Annotated in this window: 23 protein-coding genes and 1 riboswitch; of the genes, 18 read left to right on the top strand and 5 right to left on the bottom strand. The window is 72.9% G+C overall.

Annotation, left to right across the window (positions count from 1 at the left end):
• Nucleotides 1-8: 8 nt before the first annotated feature.
• The 6 genes from AY578_RS05090 to AY578_RS05065 all read left to right on the top strand — a co-directional run bounded on the left by AY578_RS05090 (nt 9) and on the right by AY578_RS05065 (nt 7,988).
• Nucleotides 9-461, top strand: coding sequence for an Lrp/AsnC family transcriptional regulator (locus tag AY578_RS05090; protein ID WP_019523726.1), 453 nt, complete (start codon nt 9-11; stop codon nt 459-461).
• Between the two features lie 73 nt (nt 462-534).
• Nucleotides 535-1,254, top strand: a complete 720-nt coding sequence (locus AY578_RS05085; protein ID WP_028960963.1) for a hypothetical protein — start codon at nt 535-537, stop codon at nt 1,252-1,254.
• On the top strand, nt 1,254-3,440 hold the full coding sequence (locus AY578_RS05080; RefSeq protein ID WP_258902124.1) for a bifunctional polysaccharide deacetylase/glycosyltransferase family 2 protein: 2,187 nt from the start codon (nt 1,254-1,256) through the stop codon (nt 3,438-3,440). The genes AY578_RS05085 and AY578_RS05080 overlap by 1 nt, the downstream gene beginning before the upstream one ends.
• 148 nt (nt 3,441-3,588) lie before the next feature.
• Nucleotides 3,589-4,809 carry an MFS transporter gene (locus AY578_RS05075; RefSeq protein WP_258902123.1) on the top strand — a complete coding sequence of 407 codons (1,221 nt, stop codon included), beginning with the start codon at nt 3,589-3,591 and terminating at the stop codon, nt 4,807-4,809.
• A 653-nt stretch (nt 4,810-5,462) separates the two neighbouring features.
• Nucleotides 5,463-6,251 (top strand): carbon-nitrogen hydrolase family protein, encoded by a 789-nt coding sequence (locus tag AY578_RS05070; RefSeq protein WP_019523722.1) that lies wholly within the window; start codon nt 5,463-5,465, stop codon nt 6,249-6,251.
• Nucleotides 6,252-6,290: 39 nt separating this feature from the next.
• The gene (locus AY578_RS05065) at nt 6,291-7,988 is read left to right on the top strand and encodes a flavin monoamine oxidase family protein (protein WP_019523721.1); all 1,698 of its coding nucleotides are present in this window, start codon (nt 6,291-6,293) and stop codon (nt 7,986-7,988) included.
• Nucleotides 7,989-7,990: 2 nt separating this feature from the next.
• Here AY578_RS05065 and AY578_RS05060 read toward each other — a convergent pair whose 3' ends face one another.
• On the bottom strand, nt 7,991-8,677 hold the full coding sequence (locus AY578_RS05060) for a DUF5995 family protein (protein WP_019523720.1): 687 nt from the start codon (nt 8,675-8,677) through the stop codon (nt 7,991-7,993).
• 173 nt (nt 8,678-8,850) lie between these two features.
• Between AY578_RS05060 and AY578_RS05055 the strand changes: the two genes are divergently transcribed.
• Nucleotides 8,851-9,954 (top strand): glycoside hydrolase family 6 protein, encoded by a 1,104-nt coding sequence (locus AY578_RS05055; protein ID WP_019523719.1) that lies wholly within the window; start codon nt 8,851-8,853, stop codon nt 9,952-9,954.
• Here AY578_RS05055 and AY578_RS05050 read toward each other — a convergent pair.
• On the bottom strand, nt 9,936-11,339 hold the full coding sequence (locus tag AY578_RS05050; RefSeq protein WP_019523718.1) for a uracil-xanthine permease family protein: 1,404 nt from the start codon (nt 11,337-11,339) through the stop codon (nt 9,936-9,938). The genes AY578_RS05055 and AY578_RS05050 overlap by 19 nt on opposite strands.
• Nucleotides 11,340-11,513: 174 nt before the next feature.
• On the opposite strand from AY578_RS05050, the gene AY578_RS05045 reads away from it, so the two are divergent.
• Nucleotides 11,514-11,972 carry an acyl-CoA thioesterase gene (locus AY578_RS05045; RefSeq protein ID WP_019523717.1) on the top strand — a complete coding sequence of 153 codons (459 nt, stop codon included), beginning with the start codon at nt 11,514-11,516 and terminating at the stop codon, nt 11,970-11,972.
• Here the strand turns inward: AY578_RS05045 and AY578_RS05040 are convergent.
• Nucleotides 11,932-13,137: an MFS transporter gene (locus AY578_RS05040; RefSeq protein ID WP_026243664.1), complete on the bottom strand. Its 1,206-nt coding sequence runs from the start codon at nt 13,135-13,137 to the stop codon at nt 11,932-11,934. The genes AY578_RS05045 and AY578_RS05040 overlap by 41 nt on opposite strands.
• A gap of 155 nt (nt 13,138-13,292) precedes the next feature.
• Between AY578_RS05040 and AY578_RS05035 the strand changes: the two genes are divergently transcribed.
• Nucleotides 13,293-14,480: an ROK family transcriptional regulator gene (locus tag AY578_RS05035; RefSeq protein WP_161108442.1), complete on the top strand. Its 1,188-nt coding sequence runs from the start codon at nt 13,293-13,295 to the stop codon at nt 14,478-14,480.
• A 584-nt stretch (nt 14,481-15,064) separates the two neighbouring features.
• Here the strand turns inward: AY578_RS05035 and AY578_RS05030 are convergent.
• A complete protein-coding gene (locus tag AY578_RS05030; protein WP_161232564.1) occupies nt 15,065-15,823 on the bottom strand; it encodes an SDR family oxidoreductase in 759 nt (252 codons plus the stop codon).
• 412 nt (nt 15,824-16,235) lie between these two features.
• Nucleotides 16,236-16,366, top strand: a riboswitch (FMN riboswitch).
• Between the two features lie 143 nt (nt 16,367-16,509).
• On the opposite strand from AY578_RS05030, the gene AY578_RS05025 reads away from it, so the two are divergent.
• From AY578_RS05025 to AY578_RS04985, 9 genes are all read left to right on the top strand, one after another.
• Nucleotides 16,510-17,124, top strand: coding sequence for a riboflavin synthase (locus tag AY578_RS05025; RefSeq protein WP_019523713.1), 615 nt, complete (start codon nt 16,510-16,512; stop codon nt 17,122-17,124).
• Complete coding sequence (locus AY578_RS05020; protein WP_137210380.1) at nt 17,121-17,762, top strand: nicotinamide mononucleotide transporter family protein; 642 nt, start codon at nt 17,121-17,123, stop codon at nt 17,760-17,762. The genes AY578_RS05025 and AY578_RS05020 overlap by 4 nt, the downstream gene beginning before the upstream one ends.
• Nucleotides 17,759-19,099, top strand: a complete 1,341-nt coding sequence (locus AY578_RS05015) for a bifunctional 3,4-dihydroxy-2-butanone-4-phosphate synthase/GTP cyclohydrolase II (RefSeq protein WP_237557025.1) — start codon at nt 17,759-17,761, stop codon at nt 19,097-19,099. The genes AY578_RS05020 and AY578_RS05015 overlap by 4 nt, the downstream gene beginning before the upstream one ends.
• A gap of 20 nt (nt 19,100-19,119) precedes the next feature.
• Nucleotides 19,120-19,605, top strand: coding sequence for a 6,7-dimethyl-8-ribityllumazine synthase (ribH, locus tag AY578_RS05010; protein WP_019523710.1), 486 nt, complete (start codon nt 19,120-19,122; stop codon nt 19,603-19,605).
• A gap of 34 nt (nt 19,606-19,639) precedes the next feature.
• Complete coding sequence (locus AY578_RS05005; RefSeq protein ID WP_004990764.1) at nt 19,640-19,912, top strand: phosphoribosyl-ATP diphosphatase; 273 nt, start codon at nt 19,640-19,642, stop codon at nt 19,910-19,912.
• A gap of 47 nt (nt 19,913-19,959) precedes the next feature.
• Nucleotides 19,960-20,808: an ATP phosphoribosyltransferase gene (gene hisG, locus AY578_RS05000; RefSeq protein WP_258902120.1), complete on the top strand. Its 849-nt coding sequence runs from the start codon at nt 19,960-19,962 to the stop codon at nt 20,806-20,808.
• 19 nt (nt 20,809-20,827) lie between these two features.
• On the top strand, nt 20,828-21,298 hold the full coding sequence (locus tag AY578_RS04995; protein ID WP_028960972.1) for a PH domain-containing protein: 471 nt from the start codon (nt 20,828-20,830) through the stop codon (nt 21,296-21,298).
• 255 nt (nt 21,299-21,553) lie between these two features.
• Nucleotides 21,554-22,885 (top strand): hemolysin family protein, encoded by a 1,332-nt coding sequence (locus tag AY578_RS04990; protein ID WP_137210381.1) that lies wholly within the window; start codon nt 21,554-21,556, stop codon nt 22,883-22,885.
• Nucleotides 22,882-23,958, top strand: a complete 1,077-nt coding sequence (locus AY578_RS04985; RefSeq protein ID WP_019523706.1) for a hemolysin family protein — start codon at nt 22,882-22,884, stop codon at nt 23,956-23,958. Before AY578_RS04990 ends, AY578_RS04985 begins: the two co-directional genes overlap by 4 nt.
• Nucleotides 23,959-23,995: 37 nt before the next feature.
• Here the strand turns inward: AY578_RS04985 and AY578_RS04980 are convergent, their stop codons facing one another.
• A complete protein-coding gene (locus AY578_RS04980; protein WP_019523705.1) occupies nt 23,996-25,861 on the bottom strand; it encodes an AAA family ATPase in 1,866 nt (621 codons plus the stop codon).
• Between the last annotated feature and the right edge of the window lie 59 nt (nt 25,862-25,920).

The raw sequence follows: 25,920 nt of genomic DNA, 5'->3' as shown, positions 1-25,920 counted from the left end.
GACCCGCAGTGCTGAACGATCTCGACGAACGCATCGTGCACGCCCTCGCCGAGGACGCCCGCCGCTCCTACGCGGACATCGGCCAGCTCGTCGGCCTCTCCGCGCCCGCCGTCAAACGGCGCGTGGACCGGCTGCGCGCCACCGGGGCCATCACCGGTTTCACCGTGCGGGTGGACCCCGCCGCCCTCGGCTGGGAGACGGAGGGGTTCGTCGAGATCTACTGCCGCAGCAACACCTCCCCGGAGACCATCCAGCGGGGTCTCGAGCGGTACCAGGAGGTCGTGTCCGCGTCCACCGTGACCGGGGACGCGGACGCGGTCGCCCAGGTCTTCGCCTCCGACATGCGGCACTTCGAAAGGGTGCTGGAGCGGATCGCCGGGGAGCCGTTCGTGGAGCGGACCAAGTCCGTGCTGGTGCTGTCCCCGCTGCTGCGGAGGTTCTCGTCGGGGTCGCCGACGTAGGGCGTGAGCCGTCTGCCGCGTGTGGCGGGTCGTCCCCGCGTGAGGGTCACTGAATCGGCGTAATCTGGGCCATATGCGGCATCCCTCCGATTCCGGTGCGGCGACCGGTGAGCCCGAGGGGCCGGATCCGGTTTTCGTCGACGCCTCCGGCCGGAGGGCCCGGCTGCTGCGGCGCACGGGGTACGGGGCCGCGGGCCTGGCGGCCGGATATCTGACCGTGCTCGCGCTGAGCCTGATGGGAGCGACCCCGTTCGCCCCGGAGGCGCTGCTGCCGCCGCTGCCCGGAGATTCCTCCCCGACCGCTCCGCTGCGGCAGGACGCGGAGGGGGACTCGCAGTCGCCCGAGGACGCCGGGGCCGGGGTGGGGCCGGGCATGCCGGTCGTCCCGCTGATCGCCGGGGCCGGGGACAACCCCGCGGGCGCGCTGCTGCTGCCGCCCGGCGCCGATCCCGCCAGCGTCGCCGGCGTGCCGGTGGAGCCGCCGGAACCGGGCCGGGTGGAGGTCACGGACGGGCAGGAGCCGTCCGAGGAGCCCGGTGACGCCGAGGAGCCGGGCGCGCCCGAGGAGCCCGGTGCGCCCGAGGAGCCGGGTGAGCCGGGTGGCGGCGAGCCGTCCGCGCCTGACGAGGGCGGTGACTCCGAGGCCCCGCCGCCCGGCACCGACGAACCGTCCGCACCCGGCACGGACAGCCCGTCCGAGCCGCCCGGGACCCCGCAACCCACCCCCGAGGCGCCGTCCGACGACCCCGGCAGCACCCCGCCCGACGACCCGCCGGCCGCCGGGACCCCCTGATGCGGCGGCGACCGGACCGGCAGGTCGGCCCGCCGTCCGCCCCCGCGACGCCCGTGCCGCGGCGGCGCTGGTTCCGCGTCGTGGTGCCGCTGGTCCTGCTGGCCTTCGTCGTCTCCGTCCTCGCCGTGGAGGGCTACACCTCCCGTGGCTTCGCCGGGGACCAGGAGGGCCGCGGGGAGCGGGCCGGGCGGAGCGGGGTGGGGGTGCCGAGGGAGGTGGCGGAAGGAGGACCGGTCGTCGACGCGGGCCACGACCCGCCCCGCACCTACCGGGCGCCGGCCCGGACCGTCGTGCTGACCTTCGACGACGGACCCGACCCCACCTGGACGCCCCGGATCCAGGAGGTCCTCGACCGGTACGACGTGCCCGGCACCTTCTTCGTCACCGGACGGCAGACCGCCCGCCACCCCGATCTCGTACGGGACCTCATCCGCTCGGGACACGAGATCGGCGTGCACACCTTCTCCCACCCCGACCTGGCCGCGCAGTCCGAGGACGCGGTCGACCGGGAGCTTGCCTTCACCCAGCTCGCCCTCGCCGGGGCCGCCGGCGTCCACAGCTCGCTCGTGCGGATGCCGTACTCCTCGACCACCGGCGCGCTGGACGGCCCCTCCTGGTCCGTCGCCCGGTACCTCGGCGAGAAGGGGTACGTCCTGGCCTTCGTCGACCAGGACACCCGTGACTGGAGCCGGCCCGGCGCCCGGGCCATCGCCGACGCGGCCGTTCCCGAGGCGCCCGGCCGGGGGACGGTCGTGCTGCTCCACGACTCCGGCGGCGACCGCTCGCAGACCGTGCGGGCGCTGGAGACGCTGGTGCCGCGGCTCAAGGCCGACGGCTACCGCTTCTCCACGGTCGCCGAGGTGGTGGGCGCCGAACGCCTCACGGGCGGTGTCGACACCCCGGAGCAGGTGCGGGGGTGGGTGTTCGTCACCGCCGTGACCGTGTCGGGAACGACGGTGTCCGTGCTGGGCGCGCTGCTGCTGGTCGTGGGGAGCCTGGTGCTGGCGCGGTGCGTGGTCATGCTGGGGCTGGCGCATCGGCATGCGCGGCTCGCGCGCCGGCGTGACCGGGCGGGGCCACGGCCGGCTGTCGTCGGGCCGGTGAGTGTCGTCGTGCCCGCGTACAACGAGGTCGTGTGCATCGGGAAGACGCTGCGGTCGCTGGTCGCGAGCGACCACCCCGTGGAGATCGTCGTCGTCGACGACGGCTCCGACGACGGGACCGCCGACGCGGCCGAGGCGCTGGGACTGCCCGGGGTGACCGTGGTGCGCACACCCAACCGGGGCAAGGCCGCCGCGCTGAACACCGGTGTGCTGCGCGCCTCGCACGAGATCGTCGTGATGCTGGACGCCGACACCGTCTTCGAGCCCTCGACGGTACGGCGTCTCGTCGAGCCGTTCGCCGACCCGTCCGTCGGCGCCACCGCCGGCAACGCCAAGGTCGGCAACCGGCACGGCATGCTCGGCCGCTGGCAGCACATCGAGTACGTCATGGGCTTCAACCTCGACCGGCGCATGTACGACCTGCTGCGCTGCATGCCGACCGTGCCCGGGGCCGTCGGGGCCTTCCGTGTCACCGCCTTGAGGCAGGCGGGCATGCTGAGCGGCGACACCCTGGCCGAGGACACCGACCTGACGATGGCGCTGCACCGGGCCGGCTGGGAGGTGCGCTACGCAGAGCACGCCGTCGCCTGGACCGAGGCGCCGGGGTCCCTGCGACAGCTGTGGCGGCAGCGGTACCGGTGGAGCTACGGCACGATGCAGGCCGCGTGGAAGCACCGGCACGCCCTCGTCGAGCGGGGACACGCCGGGCGGTTCGGGCGGGTGGGGCTGCCGTTGCTGGCGGTGTTCCAGATCCTCACGCCGCTGCTCGCCCCGCTCATCGACCTGCTGACCGTGTACGGGCTGGTGTTCGGGAACGCGGCGCTTACGCTGCTGGCGTGGTGCGGGGTGCTCGCGGTGCAGGGGGTGTGCGCCGCGTACGCCTTCCGGCTGGACGGGGAGTCGCTGCGGCCGCTGTGGGCGCTGCCGGTGCAGCAGGTCGTGTACCGGCAGGTGATGTACCTGGTGCTGGTGCAGGCCTGTCTGACCGCGCTGAGCGGGTACCGGCTGCCGTGGCAGCGGCTCAAGCGGAAGGGGAACGTCGTGGTGCCGCCGAGGGGTGGAGGGCTACCCTCGGGGGTATGACCTGGCGACATTGATCCACGAGCGGATCCACGAGCGGATCCACGAGCGGATCCACGAGCGGATCCACGCGCAGTGCTTCCCGAGGGCCGCCTCGGGCGCCGTTCGACCTTAGCGTCCGGTGTCCGAACCGCCCTTACGGGAAGGCCTCATGACTCTCACGCCCACGCGTGCCGTCGACGTGCGCGTGCGTCGGCTGACGACCACGCTCTACGGCTACTCGTTCCTCGAAGAACTCGTTCTGCTGTACCCGGTGTACGCGCTGCTGTTCAGCGACGCCGGGCTGTCCGTGTGGCAGATCTCGTCCTTGTTCGCCCTGTGGTCCGTCACGGCTGTGGTGCTCGAGGTGCCGTCCGGGGTGTGGGCCGATGCGGTGTCGCGTCGGCTGCTGCTCGTTCTTGGTCCGTTGCTGACGGGCGCCGGGTTCGCTGTGTGGGTGCTCGTGCCGTCGTACGGCGCCTTCGCGGTGGGGTTCGTGCTGTGGGGGACCGGCGGGGCGTTGTGCTCCGGTGCGCTGGAGGCTCTCGTCTACGACGAGCTGGAGCGGGGCGGGGCCGCGGACCGGTACGCGCGTGTGCTGGGGCGGGCGCGGGCGGCGGGGCTGGTCGCCGTGATGGCGGCGATGGGGGCGGCCGGGCCGGTGCTGGCGTGGGGCGGGCATGCGGCTGTGGGGGCGGCGAGTGTGCTGGTGTGCTTGTTGACGTCCGTCACCGCGCTGAGGTTTCCCGAGCATCGGGTGGGAGGGAGTGGGGGGCGTCAGGGCTGGGGTGCCGTGTTGCGGGCCGGTCTGGGTGAGGCCCGGCGGGACCGGTCGGTGCGGGGTGCGGTGCTGCTGGTGTCCGTTGTCGCCGCGGTGTGGGGGGCGCTGGACGAGTACACGCCGCTGCTGGTGCGGGAGGCGGGGGTCGGTGATGCGGCCGTGCCGGGGGTGCTGCTGGTGATCTGGGGCGGGGCCACGGCGGGGAGCCTTCTGGCGGGGGAGGGGGAGCGGCTCGGCTCGGGTGGGCTGGCTCTGCTGCTGGGCGGGGGTGGTGTTGCTCTGGCGGTGGGGGCTGTGGCCGGGAGCGTGGCGGGGGTGGTGCTGCTGGTCGCGGTGGCCTTCGGTGCGTTCCAGGCGGCGACGGTGCTGGCGGAGGCGCGGCTGCAGCACCGGATTGAGTCGGCGGGGCGGGCGACGCTGACGTCGGTGGCGGGGCTGGGGACGGAGGTGGTGACGCTGACGGTGTACGCGGGGTACGCGGTGATCGCGTCGGGGCACGGGCACGGGGCGGCGTTCGCGGTGGCTGCGGTGCCGTATGTGGTGCTGGCGGCGGGGTTGGGGGTGGCTGAGGTCCGGCGTCTGCGGCGCAGGGTTCTGTCCGGTGGGGGCTGACGTCTGACGCCTGCGGGGCAGGGTTCTGTCCGGTGGGGGCTGACGTCTGACGCCTGCGGCGCAGGGTTCTGTCCGGTGGGGGCTGACGTCTGACGCCTGCGGGGCAGGGTTCTGTCCGGTGGGGGCTGAGGTCTGACGCCTGCGGCGCATGGTTCCGTCCGGTGGGGGTTGCTGTAGCGCCCACGGTGGGGTGGTGGTGCGGGGCCGCGGTGGGGGTGGTCGTCCTCGGTCTGGCGCGAGAGTGCGTGTTTGTACGTGAAGGGCGCGGACGCGCCAGCCGCTGCGGGCGCCCACCCCCACCCCGTCCCCTCCCCGCCGCGAGCGGCTACACCGGCACCGGTGGCGTGGCACCCTCCCGGCCAACTGCGGGCATTCGTGCCTCCCCCAGTGCCTCAAGGGCCTGGGAGGTGCCCCCAGGGCGATGGGGGTACCTCCCGCTCGAGCGAAGCCGAGAGTGGGGGAGGGTGGGCGCGGCGGCCCCCCTCAGTGCCAGGTGCGCAAACACTTCCACGCAACGAATCACCGAAAACCGCGTCCGAGACGCAACAACCATCGCCCCGGTGCGCAACGGCTTCTCCTTGTCCCGTACAGGTACCCGCCCGTACCTTCAGGGTTGACCCCCAACCCCCCCGCCTCCCCGGTGAGGATCACCCATGCGCACCGCCCTGCTCCAAAGCTCCGGCCACCCCGGCCACGTCGACCAGAACCTCAAGGTTCTCGACGACGCGGCCGCCCACGCGGCCGCAGCGGGCGCGGACCTCCTGGTCACCTCGGAGCTCTTCCTCACCGGCTACGCCATCGGCGACGACCTGGGCCGTCTCGCCGAGACGGAGGACGGCGGCTCCGCGGACGCGGTCGCCGAGATCGCGGACCGGCACGGGCTTGCCGTCGCCTACGGTTACCCCGAGCGCATCGGCGACGCGGTGTACAACTCCGTCCAGCTCGTCGGCCCCAGCGGGGCTCGTCTCGCGAACTACCGCAAGACGCATCTGTACGGCTGCTTCGAGCACGACCACTTCACCCCGGGTGAGAACACGGTCGTACAGGCCGAGCTGAACGGCCTCACCGTCGGCCTGATGATCTGCTACGACGTCGAGTTCCCGGAGAACGTCCGCGCCCACGCCCTCGCCGGCACCGACCTGCTGCTCGTGCCCACGGCCCAGCTGCACCCGTACCAGTTCGTCGCCGAGTCCGTCGTGCCCGTGCGCGCCTTCGAGAGCCAGATGTACATCGCGTACGTCAACCGTGTCGGGCCGGAGGGCGAGTTCGAGTTCGTGGGGCTGTCCACGCTGGCCGGGCCCGACGGGGTCGCCCGCGTCCGGGGCGGACGCAGTGAGGAACTGCTCCTCGCCGACGTCGACCCCGTGCTTCTCGCCGCGTCCCGCGAGGCCAACCCGTATCTGCGGGATCGCCGGCCGCCCCTGTACGGGTCCCTCGTCTGATCTTCCCCTCGTTCCACCACTGCAAGGAGTCCCTGCCCCATGACGTCCACGGTGCCCAACGCCGTCGAGCACGCCGACGAGCAGCAGCCGCCGATCACCATGTTCGGCCCTGACTTCCCGTACGCGTACGACGACTTCCTGGCCCACCCCGCCGGGATCGGGCAGGTGCCCGCCACCGAGCACGGCACCGAGGTCGCCGTGATCGGCGGTGGGCTGTCCGGGATCGTCGCCGCCTACGAGCTGATGAAGATGGGGCTCAAGCCGGTCGTGTACGAGGCCGACCGGATCGGCGGGCGGCTGCGGACCGTCGGGTTCGAGGGCTGCGACCCGTCGCTGACGGCCGAGATGGGCGCCATGCGGTTCCCGCCGTCCTCCACGGCGCTGCAGCACTACATCGACCTCGTGGGGCTGGAGACCCGGCCCTTCCCCAACCCGCTGGCCGAGGCGACCCCGTCGACCGTCGTCGACCTCAAGGGCGAGTCGCACTACGCCGAGACCATGGACGATCTGCCGCAGGTCTACCGGGATGTGGCTGCTGCGTGGAACCGGTGCCTGGAGGAGGGCGCCGACTTCTCCGACATGAACCGCGCCCTGCGCGAGCGGGACGTGCCGCGGATCCGGGAGATCTGGTCGCGGCTCGTGGAGAAGCTCGACAACCAGACCTTCTACGGGTTCCTGTGCGAGTCCGAGGCCTTCAAGTCCTTCCGGCACCGGGAGATCTTCGGGCAGGTCGGGTTCGGGACCGGGGGGTGGGACACCGATTTCCCGAATTCGATCCTCGAGATTCTGCGGGTCGTCTACACCGAGGCCGACGACCATCATCGGGGGATCGTCGGTGGCTCGCAGCAGTTGCCGCTGCGGTTGTGGGAGCGTGAGCCCGAGAAGATCGTCCACTGGCCGTACGGGACCTCGCTGAAGTCCCTGCATGTCGACGGCGAGCCGCGGCCCGCCGTCACGCGGCTCGGGCGGACGGCCGGGAACCGCATCACCGTGACGGATGCGAACGGGGACATCCGGACCTACAAGGCGGCCGTCTTCACCGCCCAGTCCTGGATGCTGCTGTCGAAGATCGACTGCGACGACTCGCTCTTCCCGATCGACCACTGGACCGCCATCGAGCGCACCCACTACATGGAGTCCTCCAAGCTCTTCGTCCCCGTCGACCGGCCGTTCTGGCTGGACAAGGACGAGGAGACAGGGCGGGACGTCATGTCGATGACGCTCACCGACCGCATGACGCGGGGCACGTATCTGCTGGACGACGGGCCCGACAAGCCGGCCGTCATCTGCCTGTCGTACACCTGGTGCGACGACAGTCTGAAGTGGCTCCCGCTGTCCGCCAACGAGCGGATGGAGGTCATGCTGAAGTCGCTCGGCGAGATCTACCCGAAGGTCGACATCCGGAAGCACATCATCGGCAACCCGGTGACCGTCTCCTGGGAGAACGAGCCCTACTTCATGGGCGCGTTCAAGGCCAACCTGCCGGGCCACTACCGCTACCAGAGGCGACTGTTCACCCACTTCATGCAGGACCGGCTGCCCGAGGACAAGCGGGGCATCTTCCTCGCCGGCGACGACATCTCCTGGACGGCCGGCTGGGCCGAGGGCGCCGTGCAGACCGCGCTCAACGCGGTGTGGGGCGTGATGCACCAGTTCGGCGGCGCCACCGACCCGACCAACCCGGGTCCCGGCGACCTGTACGACGAGATCGCGCCCGTCGAACTCCCGGAGGACTGAGGTCAGTCGGGCAGCGGAGTGAGCAGCATGCGGCCCGCGAACCCCACCGCGGTGTCCAGCCGTTCGGTGAACTCCGCTGCCACGTCGGGCAGTCGGCGCAGCGCCCACAGGGCGCGCGCCGCAGTCCACGCCGCGTCCCGGGCACGGTCCAGGCTCCACGCGCCGAGCAGGTGGGTGAGCGGGTCGGCGATGCGCAGGACATCGGGTCCGGGCACCAGTTCGTCGCGGATGCGCTCCTCCAGCGACAGGAGGAGTTCGCCCACCGCCTCGAACTCGTCCTCCAGCTCGGCGGGTTCGCAGCCGAGCGTACGGCAGGTGTCCACGACGGCCAGCGCGAGGTCGTGCCCGATGTGCGCGTTGATGCCCGCCAGCGCGAACTGCACGGGACGTACCCCGGGATGGCGCCGGAGCTGGAAGAGCGGACGCCAGCAGGCGGGGGTGCGCAGACCGCCCGCCGCCGCGTCGACGGCCGCGAGGTAGTACTCCGCGAAGCGGACGTCCAGGGTGATCACCGCACGGGCGTCGGGGAACAGACCGGCGTCGACGCTCCGGTCCACCGCCTGTGTCACCGCGAGGTAGACACGGTTGAAGACCGCGACCCCGTCCCGCGCGGGCAAAGCCGCGTCGAGGGCGCGCAGACGGGCGACGACCCCGTCGACCGGGGTGAGGACTTGTTCGCATTGCGCCATGAGCGCAGGGTGACACCTTTAGTCTGACTCCAGTGGCGGCGGGCCCGGCGCTTCCCCGGAACGGGGGAACGCGCCCGCCGTGGGGGAGGGGGAAGCACAAGGTGGCAGGCTCGCGTGCCCGGAGACTCTCGGCGCGCCGTGCGGAACGCCGGCGTGCCGCACGGAGGGCGACGATGGTCGCGGCGGCCTCGGTCGTGGTCGCGGCCGGCACCGTGTCCGGAGTGATCTCGGCGACGGCGGAAGGGCCGGACGTGCCCGAGGCGCGGCCCGTGCCGTCCGCGTCGCCCAGTCTCGTGCCGCTGCCCGTTGTGCCTTCGGCTTCCCCCTCGGTCAGCACGTCCGCGTCGCCGTCCGTCAGGCCGAAGCGGCCGAGTGCGTCGGCTTCCGCGCCGCCGAGGGTGAAGAAGACCACGGCTTCCTCAGGGCTCTACCGCCACCCCGCCTCCCGCGTGCTCGACTGGGTGCGGGCGCATCCCGACGACCCGCGCCGGCCGGTCATCGAGTCGCGCATCGCCGATCAGCCGGCGGCCGTGTGGTTCGCCGACTGGTCGCCGGACACCGTCACCGCGCGGGTGAGGGCGGTGACGTCCGGCGGGGCCGCGCAGGGGCGGGTGCCCGTCGTCGTGCCGTACGCGATTCCCGGGCGGGACTGCGGCGGGTACTCCGAGGGCGGCGCGCCGGACCTGGACGCCTACGACGGCTGGATCGACCGGTTCGCCGCCGGGCTGGGCAGCGGGGAGGTCGTGGTGATCCTGGAACCCGACTCGGTCGCGCAGGCCGACTGTCTGTCCGCCGGGCGGCGCGCCGAGCGGTTCGCCTCGCTGGCCCGCGCCGGGCGCGTGTTCAAGCAGGCCAACCCCCGCGCCCGCGTCTACTACGACGCCGGGCACTCCGGCTGGCACTCGCCCGCCGAGCAGGCGGATCTGCTGCGCCAGGCGGGAGCCGCCTCGCCCGCCTCGTCGGACGGGATCTTCAGCAACGTGTCCAACTTCCACGCCACCGCCGACGAGATCGCCTACGACCGTGCCGTGCTCGACGCCCTCGGCGGCACGGGTCTCGGCGCGGTGATCGACACCAGCCGCAACGGCAACGGCGCCCCCGCCGACGGCGAATGGTGCGACCCCGCCGGCCGCACCCTGGGCCGGGCCCCGACGCTCAGCACCGGCGAGGCCCGGATCGACGCCTACCTGTGGGTGAAGCTCCCCGGCGAGTCCGACGGCTGCAAGGGCGCGCCGGGGACCTTCAGCCCGTCGTACGCCTACGACTTGGCGCGCTGATCCTCGTCGGAGCCGCCCGTGTCGTAGGAGGACATGCCCTCGTCGAGCAGCGGCTGCTGCGTCTTCAGGTGGGCGGGGGCGAAGGCGCGCAGCGCGTGGTAGCCGGTGATGACGACGACCGTGCCGAGGGCGATGCCGCTGAGCGAGAAGGTGTCCGTGAACTCCATGGAGACGTTGCCGACGCCGATGATGATGCCCGCCGCAGCCGGCACCAGGTTCAGCGGATTGCGCAGGTCCACCTTGGCGTTCAGCCAGATCTGCGCGCCGAGCAGGCCGATCATGCCGTACAGGATGACGGTGATGCCGCCCAGCACACCGCCGGGGACGGCCGCCACGACCGCGCCGAACTTGGGGCACAGGCCGAACAGCAGGGCGAAGCCGGCGGCGGCCCAGTACGCGGCGGTGGAGTAGACGCGGGTCGCGGCCATCACGCCGATGTTCTCGGAGTAGGTGGTGTTGGGCGGGCCGCCGACCGCGGTGGACAGCATGGAGCCGACGCCGTCGGCGGAGATGGCCGTGCCGAGCTTGTCGTCCAGGTTGTCGCCGGTCATCTCGCCGACCGCCTTCACATGGCCCGCGTTCTCGGCGATCAGGGCGATGACGACCGGCAGGGCGACCAGGATCGCCGACCACTCGAAGGACGGCCCGTGGAAGTCCGGCAGGCCGATCCAGTCCGCCCGGCCCACGCCGGACAGGTCCAGACGCCAGTGGTCGGTGACTTTGCCGCTCGCGTCGGCCGAGTGGATCTGCCCGAAGACGCGGTCCTGCGCCCAGGACAGCACGTACCCGAAGATCAGACCGAGGAAGATCGCGATGCGGGACCAGAAGCCACGCAGGCAGACCACGGCCAGTCCGGTGAACAGCATCACGAACAGCGCGGTCCACTGGTCCTGCGGCCAGTACGTCGACGCGGTCACCGGCGCCAGGTTGAAGCCGATGAGCATGACCACCGCGCCGGTCACCACGGGCGGCATCGCCGCGTGGATGATCCGCGCGCCGAACTTCCGCACCGCGAGGCCCACCAGGAACAGCGCGCCGCCCACCACGAACACCGCGCCCGTCACCGTGGCGCTGGAGCCGCCGTCCGCCCGGATCACCGCGGCGACGCCGACGAAGGAGAGCGAGCAGCCCAGGTAGCTGGGCACCCGGCCGCGGGTGGCCAGCAGGAAGACCATGGTGGCGACGCCCGACATCATGATCGCGAGGTTGGGGTCCAGACCCATGAGGACGGGCGCCACGAAGGACGCGCCGAACATGGCGACCACGTGCTGGGCGCCCAGGCCCGCCGTGCGCGGCCAGGAGAGGCGCTCGTCGGGACGGACCACCGCCCCGGGTGCCGGAGTGCGTCCGTCTCCGTGCAGTTTCCAGCGGACGCCGAGATCCATGGGTTGTCGCTTTCGTCGTGCGGCCAGCGTGTCCGCACCATTGTGCGGCCCGCAGAGGAGTGGTTCGCACAGGTGGGCGGGCACCCGGGCGCTGCTGAGCGTCCGCTTAGGATGAGGACACGCCGTCGATCGATGCACACGGCACCGATCCCGTACGCCCCAGGAGCACCGCCCGTGACCGCCGAAGCCCCGCCCGCGCCCGCCCTTTCCTACGGCCGGCTGATCCCCGTGACCGTCCACTTCGACGACCTCGACGCGCTGGGGCTGCTGCACAACGCCCGCTATCCGCTGCTCGTCGAGCGTGCCTGGGCCGAGCTGTGGCAGGCCCACGGCGTCACCTTCGACGGCGACTGGGTGGCCGCGGGCGACGCCTGCAACGCGGTCAAGGAACTGCGCCTCACCTACGAGGCCCCGGTCACCCGGCCCGGCCCCTACGCCGTCCACCTCTGGCTGGACCGGCTCGGCACGACCGGGCTCACCTACGGCTTCCGGTTCTGTTCGCCGGACGGCGCCGTGACCTACGCCCGGGGCAGCCGGGTGCTGGTGCGGCTGGACGCCACGACCCTGCGCCCGGCGCCGTGGAGCGAGGCGTTCAGGGGCGCGGCTCGGGAACTGCTGCGTCCGGACGCGTGACCTTCAGCCGGTCGCCCGCGCGCAGCACCCCGGCGAAGCCCGCGATGCCGCACGTCAGCAGCGTGACCAGCACGAACGACACCATCAGGCTGGTCGCCTGGGCCAGCATCCCGATCGCGCTCGGTGCGACCAGCCCCGAGGTGTAGGTGATGGTCGCCACGCCCGCGATGGCCAGGCTCGGGTTGGAGCCGCTGCGGCCCGCGGCGGCGAAGCAGAGCGGGACGACCACCGCGATGCCGAGGCCCATCAGCGCGAAGCCGGTCATCGCCACGGCCGGATGGCCGGCGAACACGATCAGCAGGCCTCCGAGGAGGGCGAGCACGCCGCTCGCGCGGACCGTGCGCACCGCCCCGTAGCGGTCCACCACCCGGTCGCCCGCGATCCGGGCGACCGCCATGGTGAGCGTGAAACCGGTGGTGCAGGCGGCCGCGAGACCGGCGGACGTCTCCAACTGGTCGCGCAGATAGACCGCCGACCAGTCCAGGCTCGCGCCCTCGGCGAACACCGCGCAGAAGCCGATCGCGCCGATGAGCAGAGCCGAGCGGGGCGGCAGGGCGAACCGGGGCGGCGGCTCCTCGTCCTCGGCCGGCTGGAGGTCGAGCACCCAGGCGCAGGCCGCGAAGCCCACGACCGTCAGCACGGCGGCCGCCAGGGCGTGGTGCAGCCGGGCGTCCGAGCCGAGGTGTGCGGCGAGCGTGCCGGCCGCCGAGCCGACGACCGCGCCGACGCTCCACATGCCGTGCAGGCCCGACATGATCGACCGGTCGAGCCGGTTCTCCACCTCGACGCCCAAGGCGTTCATCGCCACGTCCGACATGCCCGCGGAGGCGCCGTAGACGAACAGCGCCAGACAGAGGGTCAGCAGGTTCGGCGCGAGGGACGGCAGGATCAGCGCGAGCGTCCACAGGGCGAGCAGTCCGCGCAGCGCGTTGCGGGCGCCGAAGCGGTGCGAGATGCCGCCCGCGAGCGGCATCGCCAGGGACGCGCCCAGCGCGGGGAAGGCCAGCGCCAGGCCCAGCTGGCCCGCGCTGACCCCCGCGTGGTCCTGGATCCAGGGGACCCGGGTCGCGAACGAACCGGTGACCGCGCCGTGCACGGCGAACACCGCGGCCACGGCGTACCGCGCCCGCTTCACCTCGCGTGGCGTGTGAACCACTGCACTCATCGACCCGCCCCTCCCTGATCCACCGCTGTCGTGTGCGCGTTCCCCCACTGTCGTACGCGCCGCCGTAAACTATCAGGAACCCTGCCTGAAAGAAACGGGGTATCCCGGGAGACGGCCCCGGCCGGCCGGGACCGCAGATCTGGAAGGATCCCCGCATGGCCGCATCCCCGAGCACCGCCCGAGCCATCAACGACCGGCTCGCCCTGCGCCTGCTCCAGCAGGAGGGCCCGCTCACCGCCGGGCAGCTGAAGGAACTCACCGGACTGTCCCGGCCCACCGTCGCCGACCTCGTCGAACGCCTCACCGCCGCCGGTCTCATCGAGGTCGCCGGCGAGGCCGGCGGCCGGCGGAGGGGCCCCAACGCCAAGCTCTACGGCATCGTCGCAGGCCGTGCGCACCTCGCCGCCCTCGACGTGCGCACCGAGGGCGTCGCCCTGGCCGTGTCCGACCTCGTCGGCGGCGTGCTGGCCGAGGCGTCCCTGACCGTCGCCGACGACACCGGCACGGGCCCTGCCGTCGAACAGGCCGTCGCCCTGGTCGAGCGGACCGCCAAGGAGGCCGGCGCCGACCGGCTGCACACGGTGGGCATCGGCGCGCCCGGCCTCATCGACCCCGCGACCGGCGAACTCCGCGACTCCACCGGCCTGCCCGAGTGGCACCGGCGCCTGGTCGCCGCCCTCCAGGAACGGCTGCCCGAGGCCCGGGTCAGCGTGGAGAACGAGACCAACCTCGCCGCCCTCGCCGAGCAGCGCGACGGGGCCGCCCGTGACCGGGACACCTTCGTGCTGCTGTGGCTGGGCCACGGCACGGGCGCCGCAGTGATCCTCGACGGCACGCTGCGACGGGGCGCCTCCGGCGGCACCGGCGAGATCGGCTTCCTCCCCGTCCCGGGCACCCGGGGCCTGCCCTCGGCCACCGACTGCGCGGGCGGTTTCCACTCCCTGGCGGGTGCGGCGGCGGTCGCGCAGCTCGCGACGGAGTGCGGCATCGTGCCGGAGCGCGGGTCCGACCCGGAGGCGGCAGGTGCGGTACGCACGGCGGTGTCGGCCCCGGGGACCGCGGCGCACATGCGCTTCCTCGACACCCTGGCCGACCGGGTCGCGGTCGGAGTCGCCTCCGTGGTCGCGCTGCTGGACCCCGGCTGCGTGGTCCTGGGCGGGGAGATCGGCCAGGCGGGCGGCGAGACGCTGGCGTCCCGCGTCCACGACCGCCTGACGGCGATGTCCCCGCTCCCGGTCGAGGTGCGCCCCAGCACCCTGGGCGGAGGAGCGGTCCTGCGCGGGGCGCTGCTGACGGCCCGCGATCACGCCCAGGACGAGCTGTTCGGGGTGCCGGAGCACTGACGGGGGTCCCGACGGGCCGGACCGCCCTGGTCGGCGTCGCCGGGTGGCCGCCTGGCGAGCGGGTGTGCCCAGCGGGCTGGGCCGCTCTGTCTGTCCGGTGTTTCCAGGTGGCGCCCAGCGGCGAGCTGGGCGTTCCCCGTCAGGCCGGACCGCGCGGCCCGGCGTCTCGGGGGAGGGCACCCGGCTGCGAGCATGTTTCGTGACGGGACCGGCCGCCCTGGCCCGTGTCTCCGGGTGGCCTTCCATTGGCGAGCGGGGGTCCGGCGAGCCGCCCCGTCTCGCGCCTCCCGCCTGGCTGCGCGCAGGGGTCGTGGCGGCCTGGACCGCGTTGCCCAACGTCTCCGGGGCGCCGCCTGGGGACGAGCACGGCGTTCCGTAAGGGCGGGGGCTGCCCGGGGCCTCCGGATGGTCGTCTGTTGGCGAGCGGGGGGTTCAGGCGGGGCGGGCAGCCTTGCCCGGCGTCTGCGGGTGGCCACCTGGTTGCGAGCAGGGGATTCGTGGCGGGCCGGGCCGCCGCGGCCGGTGTCTGCGGGCGGCCGCCGGGCGGCGAGCAGGGCCGGGCCCGGCCCGGCGCCCTCAGGCGCCTACCGCCCACCCCCCGTCACCGCGAACCGTTCCGCCAGGTACTCCTCGAACGTCCGCTTCCCGACGGCCCGTTCCGGGGCCAGATGGCCACCCGCGCGGAACGCCTCGTACGCCGAGCCGCGGAGCGGGACCTTCACCACCGCGCGGCGGCGGCCCGCCGCGTCCAGGTAGCCGCGCGCCAGCGAGTGGAGCGTGCGGATCTCGGGGCCGCCCATGTCGTCCGCGCGGCCGGCGGGGGCGCCCTGGGCCAGTTCCGCCAGGCGGTGCGCGACCTCCCTGACGTCGACCGGCTGGTCCTTCACCTGGGCGGGCAGCGGCATCACCGGCGACTTCGACAGGCCCTGGAACAGCCGGAACAGCAGGTCGTGGAACTGCGTGGCCCGCAGCACCGTCCAGCCGGTCCCGGAGTCCTCGAACTGCCGCTCCACCGCCAGCTTGGTGCGGTAGTAGGGGAAGGGCACCCGGTCCACGCCGACGATCGAGATGTAGACCAGATGCTCCACCCCGGCCCGCCGCGCCGCCGCGATCAGGTTCCGCGCGGCCTGCTCGTCGCCGCCGCGCGCCGAGGTGGCGCAGTGCACGATGGTGCCCGTGCCGTCCAGGGCGCGGTCCAGCCCGTCGTCGCCCTCGCGCAGGTCGACGTCGTAGGGCGGGGTGTGACGGGTGAGCACCCGTACGTCGTGGCCGCCCGCCCGCAGCCGCGTGACGACATGCCGGCCGAGGGTTCCGGTCCCGCCGGTCACCAGGATCGTGGTCATGCTGCTCAGGTCCCTCCGGACACGGGCGCCCTGGGTGTCGTGCGCGTGGCGCCGTACGGGGTCCAGCTTCGCCGGGGCGGGCGCCGGGCGCATCCGCGCACATGGTGAGGCCCGGCGGCGGGCAAGGGCCGTCGTCACCGCCGCCGGGCCGGTCGTGAAGGGAGCGCGGCGGATCCCTGGTCCGGCCGGCGCTCCGCGGAGGTGGCTCGGACCCTAAGAGGACTAGACCACACCGGTCAATAGGTATGGACCACTCGTCGGAGGCGGGAGGGGCGCCAAGGGGGCGCACGCCCGCGGCAGTTGTGCTTCGCGCGACCCTCGGTTGCCTCGACGTCGCCCGCTGTGACTCACTCCACACACCTCACCCGCGTGGCCGAGTCGGGGCCGTGGCAGACTGGGGCTGTACCAGTAGCAGCGCACTCCGGGGTCGGTGAAAGTCCGAACCGGCGGTTACAGTCCGCGACCCGGTCGCTTCCAGCGGCCGGTTGACCAGGTGAAATTCCTGGACCGACGGTTAAAGTCCGGATGGGAGGCAGTGCGCGGCGGGCGGGCATCCATGCGCGCCGCCGTACCGGTTCGCCCTCAGGGCGAGCCCTGTCCGGCGTCGCCCCTGGTGTCCTCGCTCGTGATCTGTCGTCATCGACAGCCCCGGAGTCCGTGCCCGAAGAGGCAGGAGGACCCGGGAAGTGTTCACCGGAATCGTCGAAGAGCTGGGCGAGGTCACCGCCGTCGAGACCCTCGACGACGCCTGTCGCTTCCGCCTGCGCGGCCCCGTGGTCACCCAGGGCGCGAAACACGGCGACTCCATCGCCGTCAACGGCGTATGCCTCACCGTCGTCGACCACGAAGGCGACGAGTTCACCGCCGACGTCATGGCGGAGACCCTCAAGCGCTCCAGCCTCGGCGCCCTCGCCGTCGGCTCCCGCGTCAACCTCGAGCGGCCCACCGCCGTCGGCGACCGCCTCGGCGGCCACATCGTGCAGGGCCACGTCGACGGCACCGGCGAGATCCTCGACCGCACCCCCTCCGAGCACTGGGAGATCGTCACGATCTCCCTCCCGGCGGACCTCAGCCGCTACGTCGTGGAGAAGGGCTCCATCACCGTCGACGGCATCAGCCTCACCGTCGTCGACGCCGGACGCGACCACTTCACCGTCAGCCTCATCCCCACCACCCTCGCCCTGACCACCCTCGGCATCAAGAAGCCCGGGGACCCGGTCAACCTCGAGGTGGACGTCATCGCCAAGTACGTCGAGCGCATGCTCGGCGACCGCGTCGCCGGTGAGGGGGCCACCCGGTGAACTGGCTCAACTCCGAGGCCTTCACGCTGTTCGGCCAGCACATCAAGTGGGCCGACATGATCGGCAACGTGATCGGTCTCATCGGCCTCGCCCTCGGCTGGCGCCGCTCCCTGTGGACCTGGCCCGCCCAGTTCGTCTCCGGGCTCATCCTCTTCACGGCCTTCGCCACCGCCCACCTCTCCGGCAGCGCCGGCAAGCAGGTCGTCGTCATGCTCGTCGCCGTCTGGGGCTTCCTCCAGTGGAACCGCGGCCGGCGGCAGGCCCAGGACGGCTCCGTCGCCGTACGGTTCGCCACCTGGCGCGAGCGCGGCGTGCTGCTCGCCGGAGCCGCCCTCGGCACCCTCGCCGTCGGCGGCCTCTTCACCGCCTACCCGTCCCTGTCCTGGGACCCCTGGCCGGACGCCTACATCTTCGTCGGCACCGTCGTCGCGATGTACGCCCAGGCCCGCGGCATGGTCGAGTTCTGGTTCGCCTGGCTGCTCGTCGACCTCGTCGGCGTCCCGCTGAACTTCGCCAACGGCTTCGCCTTCTCCGGCTTCGTCTACGTCATCTACGGCGCACTCGTCCTGTGGGGCATGCGCGACTGGTGGCTGCGCTCCCGCGACGCGCGGCCCGCACTGGAAGGAGCGCCGGCATGACCGCCCGCCCGTCACCCGCCACCGCCCCGAACGAGGCGCTGCGCGCCACCCCCTCGATCCCGCCGATCCTCTGCGACGCCGAGGACCTCGACCTCCGGCTCGACCCCGTCGAGCGGGCGATCGCCGACATCGCCGCCGGCCGCCCCGTGGTGGTCGTCGACGACGAGAACCGGGAGAACGAGGGCGACCTGATCGTCGCCGCCGAGAAGGTGACCGAGGAGATCGTCGCCTTCATGATGACCGAGTGCCGCGGCATGATCTGCGCGCCCATGACCGGCGAGGAGCTCGACCGGCTGCGCATCCCGCAGATGGTGGAGCAGAACACCGAGTCCATGCGGACCGCGTTCACCGTCACCGTCGACGGCTCCGCCGCGCACGGCGTCACCACCGGCATCTCCGCCTCCGACCGGGCCACCACCCTCCAGCTGCTGGCCTCTGCCACGGCCACGCCCGACGACCTCGTCCGCCCCGGCCACATCTTCCCGCTGCGCGCCCGCCCCGGCGGCGTGCTCGAGCGCGACGGCCACACCGAGGCCGCCGTCGACCTGGCCCGCCTCGCCGGACTTCGCCCGGCCGGCGCCATCGTGGAGATCGCCGGCGAGGACGGCCGCATGCTGCGGCTGCCCGAACTGGTCCCGTTCGCCCGCAAGCACGGCCTGTCGATCATCTCCATCGAGGACCTGATCGCCTACCGGCGGGGCAGCGAGCCCACCGTCCGCCGAGAGGCCGAGGTCCGGCTGCCCACCGCCCACGGCACCTTCACCGCGTACGGCTTCCGCTCCACCGTCGACGGCGTCGAGCACGTCGCCCTGGTCCACGGCGAGATCGGCGACGGCGCGGACGTCCTCGTCCGGATGCACTCCGAGTGCCTCACCGGCGACGTCTTCGGCTCCCAGCGCTGCGACTGCGGCCCCCAGCTGGACGCCTCCCTGGACCGGATCCAGGCCGAGGGGAGGGGCGTCGTCGTCTATCTGCGCGGCCACGAGGGGCGCGGCATCGGCCTGATGTCCAAGCTGCGCGCCTACGAACTGCAGGAGCGCGGCCGTGACACCCTCGACGCCAACCTGGAGCTCGGCCTGCCCGCCGACGCCCGGGACTACGCGGCCGGCGCGCAGATCCTCGCCGACCTCGGCGTCCGCAGCGTCCGGCTGCTGACCAACAACCCCGACAAGTCCGACGCGCTCACCCGCCACGGCATCGACGTCGTCCGGCGCGAGCCGATGCCCGTCACCGCGAGCGAGCACAACCTCCGCTACCTGCGCACCAAGCGGGACCGGATGGGCCACGACCTGCCCTGGCTGGACACGCCGACCGTGCCCGCCTGCGGCAACCAGTAACAAGAACCACGAGGAGAGACGTGAGCGGCAAGGGTGCACCGGAGCTGACGGTACGCAATGTGGGTGATCTGCGGGTCGCCGTCATCGCGGCACAGTGGCACGAGAAGGTGATGGACGGACTGGTGGACGGCGCCCTGCGCGCCCTGCACGACCTCGGCATCGACGAGCCGACGCTGCTGAGGGTCCCCGGCAGCTGGGAACTGCCCGTCGTCGCCAAGGTCCTGGCCGGCCGGGGCTACGACGCGATCGTCGCCCTCGGCGTCGTCATCCGCGGCGGCACGCCCCACTTCGACTACGTGTGCCAGGGCGTCACCCAGGGGCTCACCCAGGTGTCCGTCGACACCGGCGTCCCCGTCGGCTTCGGCCTCCTCACGTGCGACGACGAACAGCAGGCCCTCGACCGCGCCGGACTGCCCGGCTCCCGCGAGGACAAGGGGCACGAGGCGGTCACCGCGGCCGTCGCCACCGCCGCCTGCCTGCGCTCGGTGTCCGAACCCTGGCGGTGAGCAGTCCCCGTCACCGCGTAGGGTAAGGACCACCATGTCCAAGAAGACGTTCGAGGAGCTCTTCACCGAGCTCCAGCACAAGGCCGCCCACGGGGACCCCGCCACCTCCCGCACCGCCGAGCTGGTGGACAAGGGCGTCCATGCCATCGGCAAGAAGGTCGTCGAAGAGGCCGCCGAGGTCTGGATGGCCGCCGAGTACGAGGGCAAGGAGGCGGCCGCCGAGGAGATCTCGCAGCTGCTGTACCACGTCCAGGTGATGATGGTCGCCCGCGGCATCTCCCTCGACGACGTCTACGCCCACCTGTAAGCACCCACCGCACCACCCCACCCCTTCACGCAAAGGAAGCCGACCTCATGCTGCGCATCGCCGTCCCCAACAAGGGTTCCCTGTCAGGACCTGCGGCGGAGATGCTGCATGAGGCCGGCTACCAGCAGCGCAGGGAGTCCAAGGAGCTGCGGATCGTCGACCCGGTCAACGAGGTCGAGTTCTTCTACCTCCGCCCCCGCGACATCGCGATCTACGTCGCCTCCGGGCAGCTCGACATCGGCATCACCGGCCGTGACCTGCTGATCGACTCCGGAGCCCAGGCCGAGGAGATCCTGCCGCTCGGCTTCGCCCGCTCCACCTTCCGGTACGCGGCCAAGCCCGGCACGATCACGGGCCCCGCCGATCTCACCGGCAAGACCGTCGCCACCTCCTACGAGGGCATCGTCGCCGCGCACCTCGCGGAGCACGGCATCGACGCCTCCGTCGTCCACCTCGACGGCGCGGTCGAGACCGCCATCCAGCTCGGCGTCGCCCAGGTCATCGCGGACGTCGTCGAGACCGGCACCTCCCTGCGCAACGCGGGCCTGGAGGTCGTCGGCGAGCCGATCATGCAGTCCGAGGCCGTCGTCATCCGGCGTACCGGCACGGACGGCAAGGACCCCAAGGTGCAGCAGTTCCTGCGCCGCCTCCAGGGCGTCCTGGTCGCCCGCACGTACGTGATGATGGACTACGACTGCCGGGTCGAGCAGCTGGAGAAGGCCGTCGCGCTGACCCCCGGCCTCGAGTCCCCGACCGTCTCCCCGCTGCACAACGAGGGCTGGGTCGCCGTCCGCGCGATGGTCCCCTCCAAGGAGGCGCAGCGCATCATGGACGACCTCTACGACATCGGGGCCCGCGCCATTCTCACCACGGCGATCCACGCCTGCCGCCTCTGACAGGGCAGGGAGAGCCACCATGTCCGGCACCGAGCTCCCCGAGCTCCCCGAGCTGCCCGTCACCTTCCGGCCCGGCCGCACCCGCGCCGTGCTGCTCACCGCGGGCGTCGCGCTGTTCGTCGTGGTCGGCCTGATCGGGCTGCTCCTCGACGGGCTCGGCCCGGGGGAGCGGATCAGCTTCGTGTTCACCGCCGCGCTGCTCGCCGGCGTGCTGTTCCTGCTGGCCCGGCCGAAGATCGTCGCCGACGAGGCAGGCGTCACCGTCGTCAACATCGTGAGCCGGCGCCGTCTGGACTGGGCGGAGATCCTTCAGGTGAACCTCCGCTCGGGTGATCCCTGGGTCTTCCTCGACCTCAGCGACGGCACCAGCCTGCCTGCCCTCGGCATCCAGCCCGGCATCGCCCGCCGGCGCGCGGTCGCCGACGCCCGGGCCCTGCGGGCCCTCGCCGAGGCGCACTCCGCACCCGAGGCCGAGGCGCCCCGCGACTGACACGGACATGCCGGGCGTTGTCTCACGGGCAAAAACGCACCTGCCGCAGTCGCCCCTGTCTTGATTAATCTGTTGGGCGGAGGCGCGCCGACAGCGCCTCCGCCCCTTCCGCCCCGCCCGGTGCGCCGAGGGGCCCCAGCTATCCGAGGAGTGACCCTCTCCGGCGATGGACGGATCGTCCTGTAGTACCTGCGCCGCCCCCTGCCGTCATAGCGCTCACCGTCCGGTGGGCGCCCATGCGGAGGCGGCGGCACCATGAGCACCCCTCTGCTGCTCCTCGCAGCCGCCTTTCTGCTGATCCTCGCCAACGGCTTCTTCGTGGCCGCCGAGTTCGGTCTGGTCACCGTCGAACGGGCCGACGCCGAGGAGGCCGCAGCGGCCGGCGACCGGCGCGCCCGCCGGGTCGTCGCGTCCCTGCGCGAACTGTCCTTCCAGCTCTCCGGCACCCAGCTCGGCATCACCATCACCTCCCTGGTGGTCGGCATGCTCGCCGAACCGGCCCTCGCCCAGCTGCTGGACGGCCCGCTCACCGGCGCCGGCATACCCGAGGGCGCGGTCTCCGGCGTGTCCGTGGTGATCGGCATGCTGCTCGCGTCCGCCGTGCAGATGGTGATCGGCGAACTCGTGCCGAAGAACTGGGCGGTGTCCCGGCCGATGCAGGTCGCGCGCTTCGTCGCCGGCCCGCAGCACGCCTTCGCCCGTCTGTTCCGCCCGGTCATCGCCGGACTGAACGCCGTGGCCAACCGTCTGGTGCGCGCCATGGGCATCGAGCCCGCCGAGGAGCTCGCCTCCGCCCGCACCCCCGGCGAACTGGTCTCCCTGGCCCGTCACTCGGCCCGCGCGGGCGCCCTGGAACAGGACACGGCGGACCTCTTCGTCCGCACCCTGTCCCTGGGCGAGCTGACCGCCCAGCACGTCATGACCCCGCGCGTCCGCGTCAGCGCCCTCCAGGCGTCCGCGACCGCCGAGGACGTGGTCAACCTCACCCGCGCCACGGGCCTGTCCCGCTTCCCCGTGTACCGGGAGCGGATCGACGAGATCGCCGGCATGGTCCACCTCAAGGACGCCCTGGCGGTCCCCGCGCACGAACGATTGCGCACCCCGGTCACCCGCATCGCCCGCCCGGCGCTGCTGGTCCCCGAGACGCTGCCGGTGCGCCCGCTGCTCACCCGGCTGCGCAGCGAGCAGCCCATCGCGGTCGTCGTCGACGAGTACGGCGGCACCGCCGGCGTCGTCACCCTGGAGGACATCGTCGAGGAGATCGTCGGCGAGGTGCGCGACGAGCACGACGGGCAGGACGTGCCCGAACTCGCCCCGGCACCGCCGGAGGACGGCAACCCGGCCTGGGACGTCGACGGCGGCGCCCGGGTCGACATCCTGCGCCGCATAGGGCTCGAGGTCCCCGAGGGCCCGTACGAGACGGTGGCCGGCCTGGTCGCCGATCTGCTCGGCCGCATCCCGGCCGTGGGGGACCGCGCGGAACTGCCGGGCTGGCGGCTGTCCGTGCGCCGCGTCGGCCACTACCGCGCGGAACGCGTCCGCCTGGTCCGCACGGCCCGGGTCCCTGTCGCGGAGGCCGCCGGATGAGCGTCCTGCAACTGCTGTTCGCCGCGCTGCTGGTGCTCGCCAACGGCTTCTTCGTCGGCGCCGAGTTCGCCCTGGTGTCGGTCCGACGCAGCCAGATCGAACCCCTCGGCACCGCCCGCGCCCGCCAGGTGCTGTACGGACTGGAGCACCTGCCGCAGATGATGGCGGCCGCCCAGTTCGGCATCACCGTCTGCTCCCTCACCCTGGGCGCGGTCGCCGAACCGACCGTCGCCCGGCTGCTCGAGCCGGTGTTCGCGTGGATGCACCTGCCGCACGGGGTGATCCACCCCCTCGGCTACGTCATCGCGCTCGCCGCCGTGGTCTTCTTCCACCTCGTCATCGGTGAGATGGTCCCGAAGAACCTGGCGATGGCCGCGCCCGGGAAGGCGGCCCTGTGGCTCAGCCCGGGCCTGGTGTGGTTCGCCCGCCTGTGCAGGCCGGTCACGGTCGCCCTCGGCGCCTGCGCCCAGGGCGTCCTGCGCCTGTTCCGCGTGGAGCCCAAGGACGAGGTGGAGGCCGTCTTCACCAGCGAGCAGCTCAATCGGCTGGTGGAGGACGCCGGCCAGGCCGGGCTGCTCGACCCGGAGGAGGCCGAGCGGCTGGAGGACGCCCTGGAGCTGGGCTCGCGCCCGGTGACGGACGTCCTGCTGCGCCGCGAGTCCCTGGTGACGGTCACCCCGGCGGTCACCCCGGGGCAGATCGTGGAGCTGACCGCCCGTACCGGCTACTCCCGCTTCCCGGTGGCGGCCGAGGGCGGCGCCTTCATGGGCTATCTGCACATCAAGGACGTCCTGGACCTGGAGGACGCCGAGCGGGCCGTCCCGCAGCACCTGTGGCGCCCGATGACGACGCTGCGGCCCGAACTCCCGCTGGACGACGCCCTCACGGTGATGCGCCGGGCGGCCACCCATCTGGCGCAGGTGGCGGACGCGTCCGGCAAGGTGCTGGGCCTGGTCGCCCTGGAGGACGTGCTGGAGATGCTGGTCGGCGAGGTGCGTGACCCCGCCCACCGGGAGGTCACGCTCACCCCGCAGCGGGCGAGCGGGACGCCGGAGGAGGCGATGGCCACCTGACCTGGGGCGGCCGTACGCCGTGACGCCCGTCGGGGTCCTAGGGCCCCGACGGGTCCGACGGGCCCCGCCCCGACAGCACCTCCCCGTACGCCTGCATCAGGTCCGGGAGGCGCAGGGTCGCGAGGTCGTCACGGGACAGCGGCCCCGGGTACACCGACAGCCGCAGGTCGCGGTAGGCGCAGCTCTTCTCGTACAGGGTGCGCAGGAACCGGCCGTTGCCCAGCTCGTCGATCCATCCCTGGTCCACCACGTGACCGGCGATGGAGCGCAGCTCGTCCAGGGCCTCCTCGTCCCACACGTCGCCGTTCTCCGCGGCCAGCACCTCGCCGATCCTCGTCAGCTCCAGCGGCCGGTACGACGGGAAGTCCACGCGGGTGGTGAAACGCGACGACAGCCCGGGGTTGGCCGCCAGCAGCCGGTCCATGCCCTCCGGGTAGCCGGCGAGGATCACCACCAGATGGTCGCGGTTGTCCTCCGCCCGCTTCAGCAGCACCTGCAACGCCTCGTCGCCGTACGCGTCGCCCTTGCCGTACCCCGAGTTCGACAGGGAGTACGCCTCGTCGACGAAGAGGACCCCGCCGAGCGCGGAGTCGATCAGCTCGTTGGCCTTCACGGCCGTCTGCCCGAGGTACTCGCCCACCAGGTCCGCCCGCTGCGCCTCCACCAGGTGGTCGCCGCCGAGCAGCCCGAGGGCGTAGAAGACCCGGCCGAGGATCCGGGCGACCGTGGTCTTGCCCGTGCCGGACGGGCCGGAGAAGACGAAGTGCCGTTTCGGCGGCTGCACCGGAAGCCCCTGCCCCGCCCGCAGCCGCGCCATGTTCAACTGCGCGGACAGCGCCTTGACCTGGCGCTTCACCGGTTCGAGCCCGACCATGCGCTCCAGCTCCGCGAGCGCCTCCTCAAGGAGTGCCGGGTCGGTGGGGCCCGGGGGCAGCAGGGGGCCGGAGCCGCCGGAGCGCTCGCGCACTCCGGACCCGCCGAACGAGGGCATCGGGGGAGGGGTGGGGTCGGGGTCGGACAGCCGCAGGTCGCGGCCCTCCGTCCCGAAGAGCGGGTCCAGCGTGTCGGGGCCGTCGACGCTGTCCTGCCCTGCACCGGTCAGGGTGATCGCTGCGAGGTCCGCGGAGTCGTCGTCGTAGCCGTCGCCCTCGGCGATCGCCGCGAGCCGGGCGGAGGTGTCCATGAAGGCCGGGTCAACCCGGTGCACGGCGCGGTACAGGGGGAGCGCGGCGGCGCTGCGGCCCGTGCCCTCACGGGCGCGCGCCAGCCAGTAGCGCAGCTCCTTGCGCTGAGGCTGCTCGCTGCGGCACCGCATCAGCGCCGCCGCCAGCAGCGGCTCCGCCTGCCCGTACATCTCGAGCCGCACCCGCGCCATCCCGCCGAACAGGCCCGCCTCGATGCCGAGCAGCGGATCGTCGACGAGCGGGTCGGTGTGCCGGACCAGCTGCTCCCAGTCCTTGACCAGGTAGGCGCGGCAGGCGTGCAGGAAACGCACCTGCGGGTCGGTGTCCACCGGGGGCAGTCCGGCCAGCGCGCGGTCCAGCTCGGGGACGTGCCGGCCGTCCAGCCAGTGGGAGGCGTGGGCGAGCAGCAGGTCGCGCGGGGTCTCCAGGACGGGCTGCACCCACCAGCCCAGCCAGTACCAGGAGTTGAGGGTGCGGTGGTGCCGGGTGCGCTGTTCGCCGAAGCGGTCGCGGTGGCGGAACATCCGCAGCAGCGCGGTCGTCGTGTCGACGCGCAGCGCGTGCAGTCCGAGCCAGCCGTCCGCCATCCCCGGGTCGATGCGTACGGCGGTGCGGAACTCCTCCTCCGCCTGCGGATAGGCGCCCATCGTGTAGGCGTCCACGCCTCGCAGCCAGGCGAGGTCGGCCGGGGCCTGCGGGCCCTGCGTGCCGAAGTCCATCACGTCCCCCACAAACCGTGCCCCCGTCGGTGTGCCGGCCGGCCCCTCGGCCGCCGGCG

The sequence above is a fragment of the Streptomyces thermocarboxydus genome, from assembly GCF_024760485.1.
GTDB lineage: Bacteria > Actinomycetota > Actinomycetes > Streptomycetales > Streptomycetaceae > Streptomyces > Streptomyces cellulosae.
This window is presented reverse-complemented; position numbering and strand designations above follow the sequence as displayed.

Bases quoted from the DNA above. Each gene is read 5' to 3' on its own strand.
- AY578_RS05065 (WP_019523721.1), top strand. From the start codon at position 6,291: ATGACGTCCACGGTGCCCAACGCCGTCGAGCACGCCGACGAGCAGCAG.
- AY578_RS05030 (WP_161232564.1), bottom strand. From the start codon at position 15,823: ATGACCACGATCCTGGTGACCGGCGGGACCGGAACCCTCGGCCGGCAT.
- hisG (WP_258902120.1), top strand. From the start codon at position 19,960: ATGCTGCGCATCGCCGTCCCCAACAAGGGTTCCCTGTCAGGACCTGCG.
- AY578_RS05085 (WP_028960963.1), top strand. From the start codon at position 535: ATGCGGCATCCCTCCGATTCCGGTGCGGCGACCGGTGAGCCCGAGGGG.
- AY578_RS05035 (WP_161108442.1), top strand. From the start codon at position 13,293: ATGGCCGCATCCCCGAGCACCGCCCGAGCCATCAACGACCGGCTCGCC.
- AY578_RS04985 (WP_019523706.1), top strand. From the start codon at position 22,882: ATGAGCGTCCTGCAACTGCTGTTCGCCGCGCTGCTGGTGCTCGCCAAC.
- AY578_RS05015 (WP_237557025.1), top strand. From the start codon at position 17,759: ATGACCGCCCGCCCGTCACCCGCCACCGCCCCGAACGAGGCGCTGCGC.
- AY578_RS05005 (WP_004990764.1), top strand. From the start codon at position 19,640: ATGTCCAAGAAGACGTTCGAGGAGCTCTTCACCGAGCTCCAGCACAAG.
- AY578_RS04995 (WP_028960972.1), top strand. From the start codon at position 20,828: ATGTCCGGCACCGAGCTCCCCGAGCTCCCCGAGCTGCCCGTCACCTTC.
- AY578_RS05060 (WP_019523720.1), bottom strand. From the start codon at position 8,677: ATGGCGCAATGCGAACAAGTCCTCACCCCGGTCGACGGGGTCGTCGCC.
- AY578_RS05080 (WP_258902124.1), top strand. From the start codon at position 1,254: ATGCGGCGGCGACCGGACCGGCAGGTCGGCCCGCCGTCCGCCCCCGCG.
- AY578_RS05050 (WP_019523718.1), bottom strand. From the start codon at position 11,339: ATGGATCTCGGCGTCCGCTGGAAACTGCACGGAGACGGACGCACTCCG.
- AY578_RS04990 (WP_137210381.1), top strand. From the start codon at position 21,554: ATGAGCACCCCTCTGCTGCTCCTCGCAGCCGCCTTTCTGCTGATCCTC.
- AY578_RS04980 (WP_019523705.1), bottom strand. From the start codon at position 25,861: ATGGACTTCGGCACGCAGGGCCCGCAGGCCCCGGCCGACCTCGCCTGG.
- AY578_RS05075 (WP_258902123.1), top strand. From the start codon at position 3,589: ATGACTCTCACGCCCACGCGTGCCGTCGACGTGCGCGTGCGTCGGCTG.
- AY578_RS05040 (WP_026243664.1), bottom strand. From the start codon at position 13,137: ATGAGTGCAGTGGTTCACACGCCACGCGAGGTGAAGCGGGCGCGGTAC.
- AY578_RS05055 (WP_019523719.1), top strand. From the start codon at position 8,851: ATGGTCGCGGCGGCCTCGGTCGTGGTCGCGGCCGGCACCGTGTCCGGA.
- AY578_RS05070 (WP_019523722.1), top strand. From the start codon at position 5,463: ATGCGCACCGCCCTGCTCCAAAGCTCCGGCCACCCCGGCCACGTCGAC.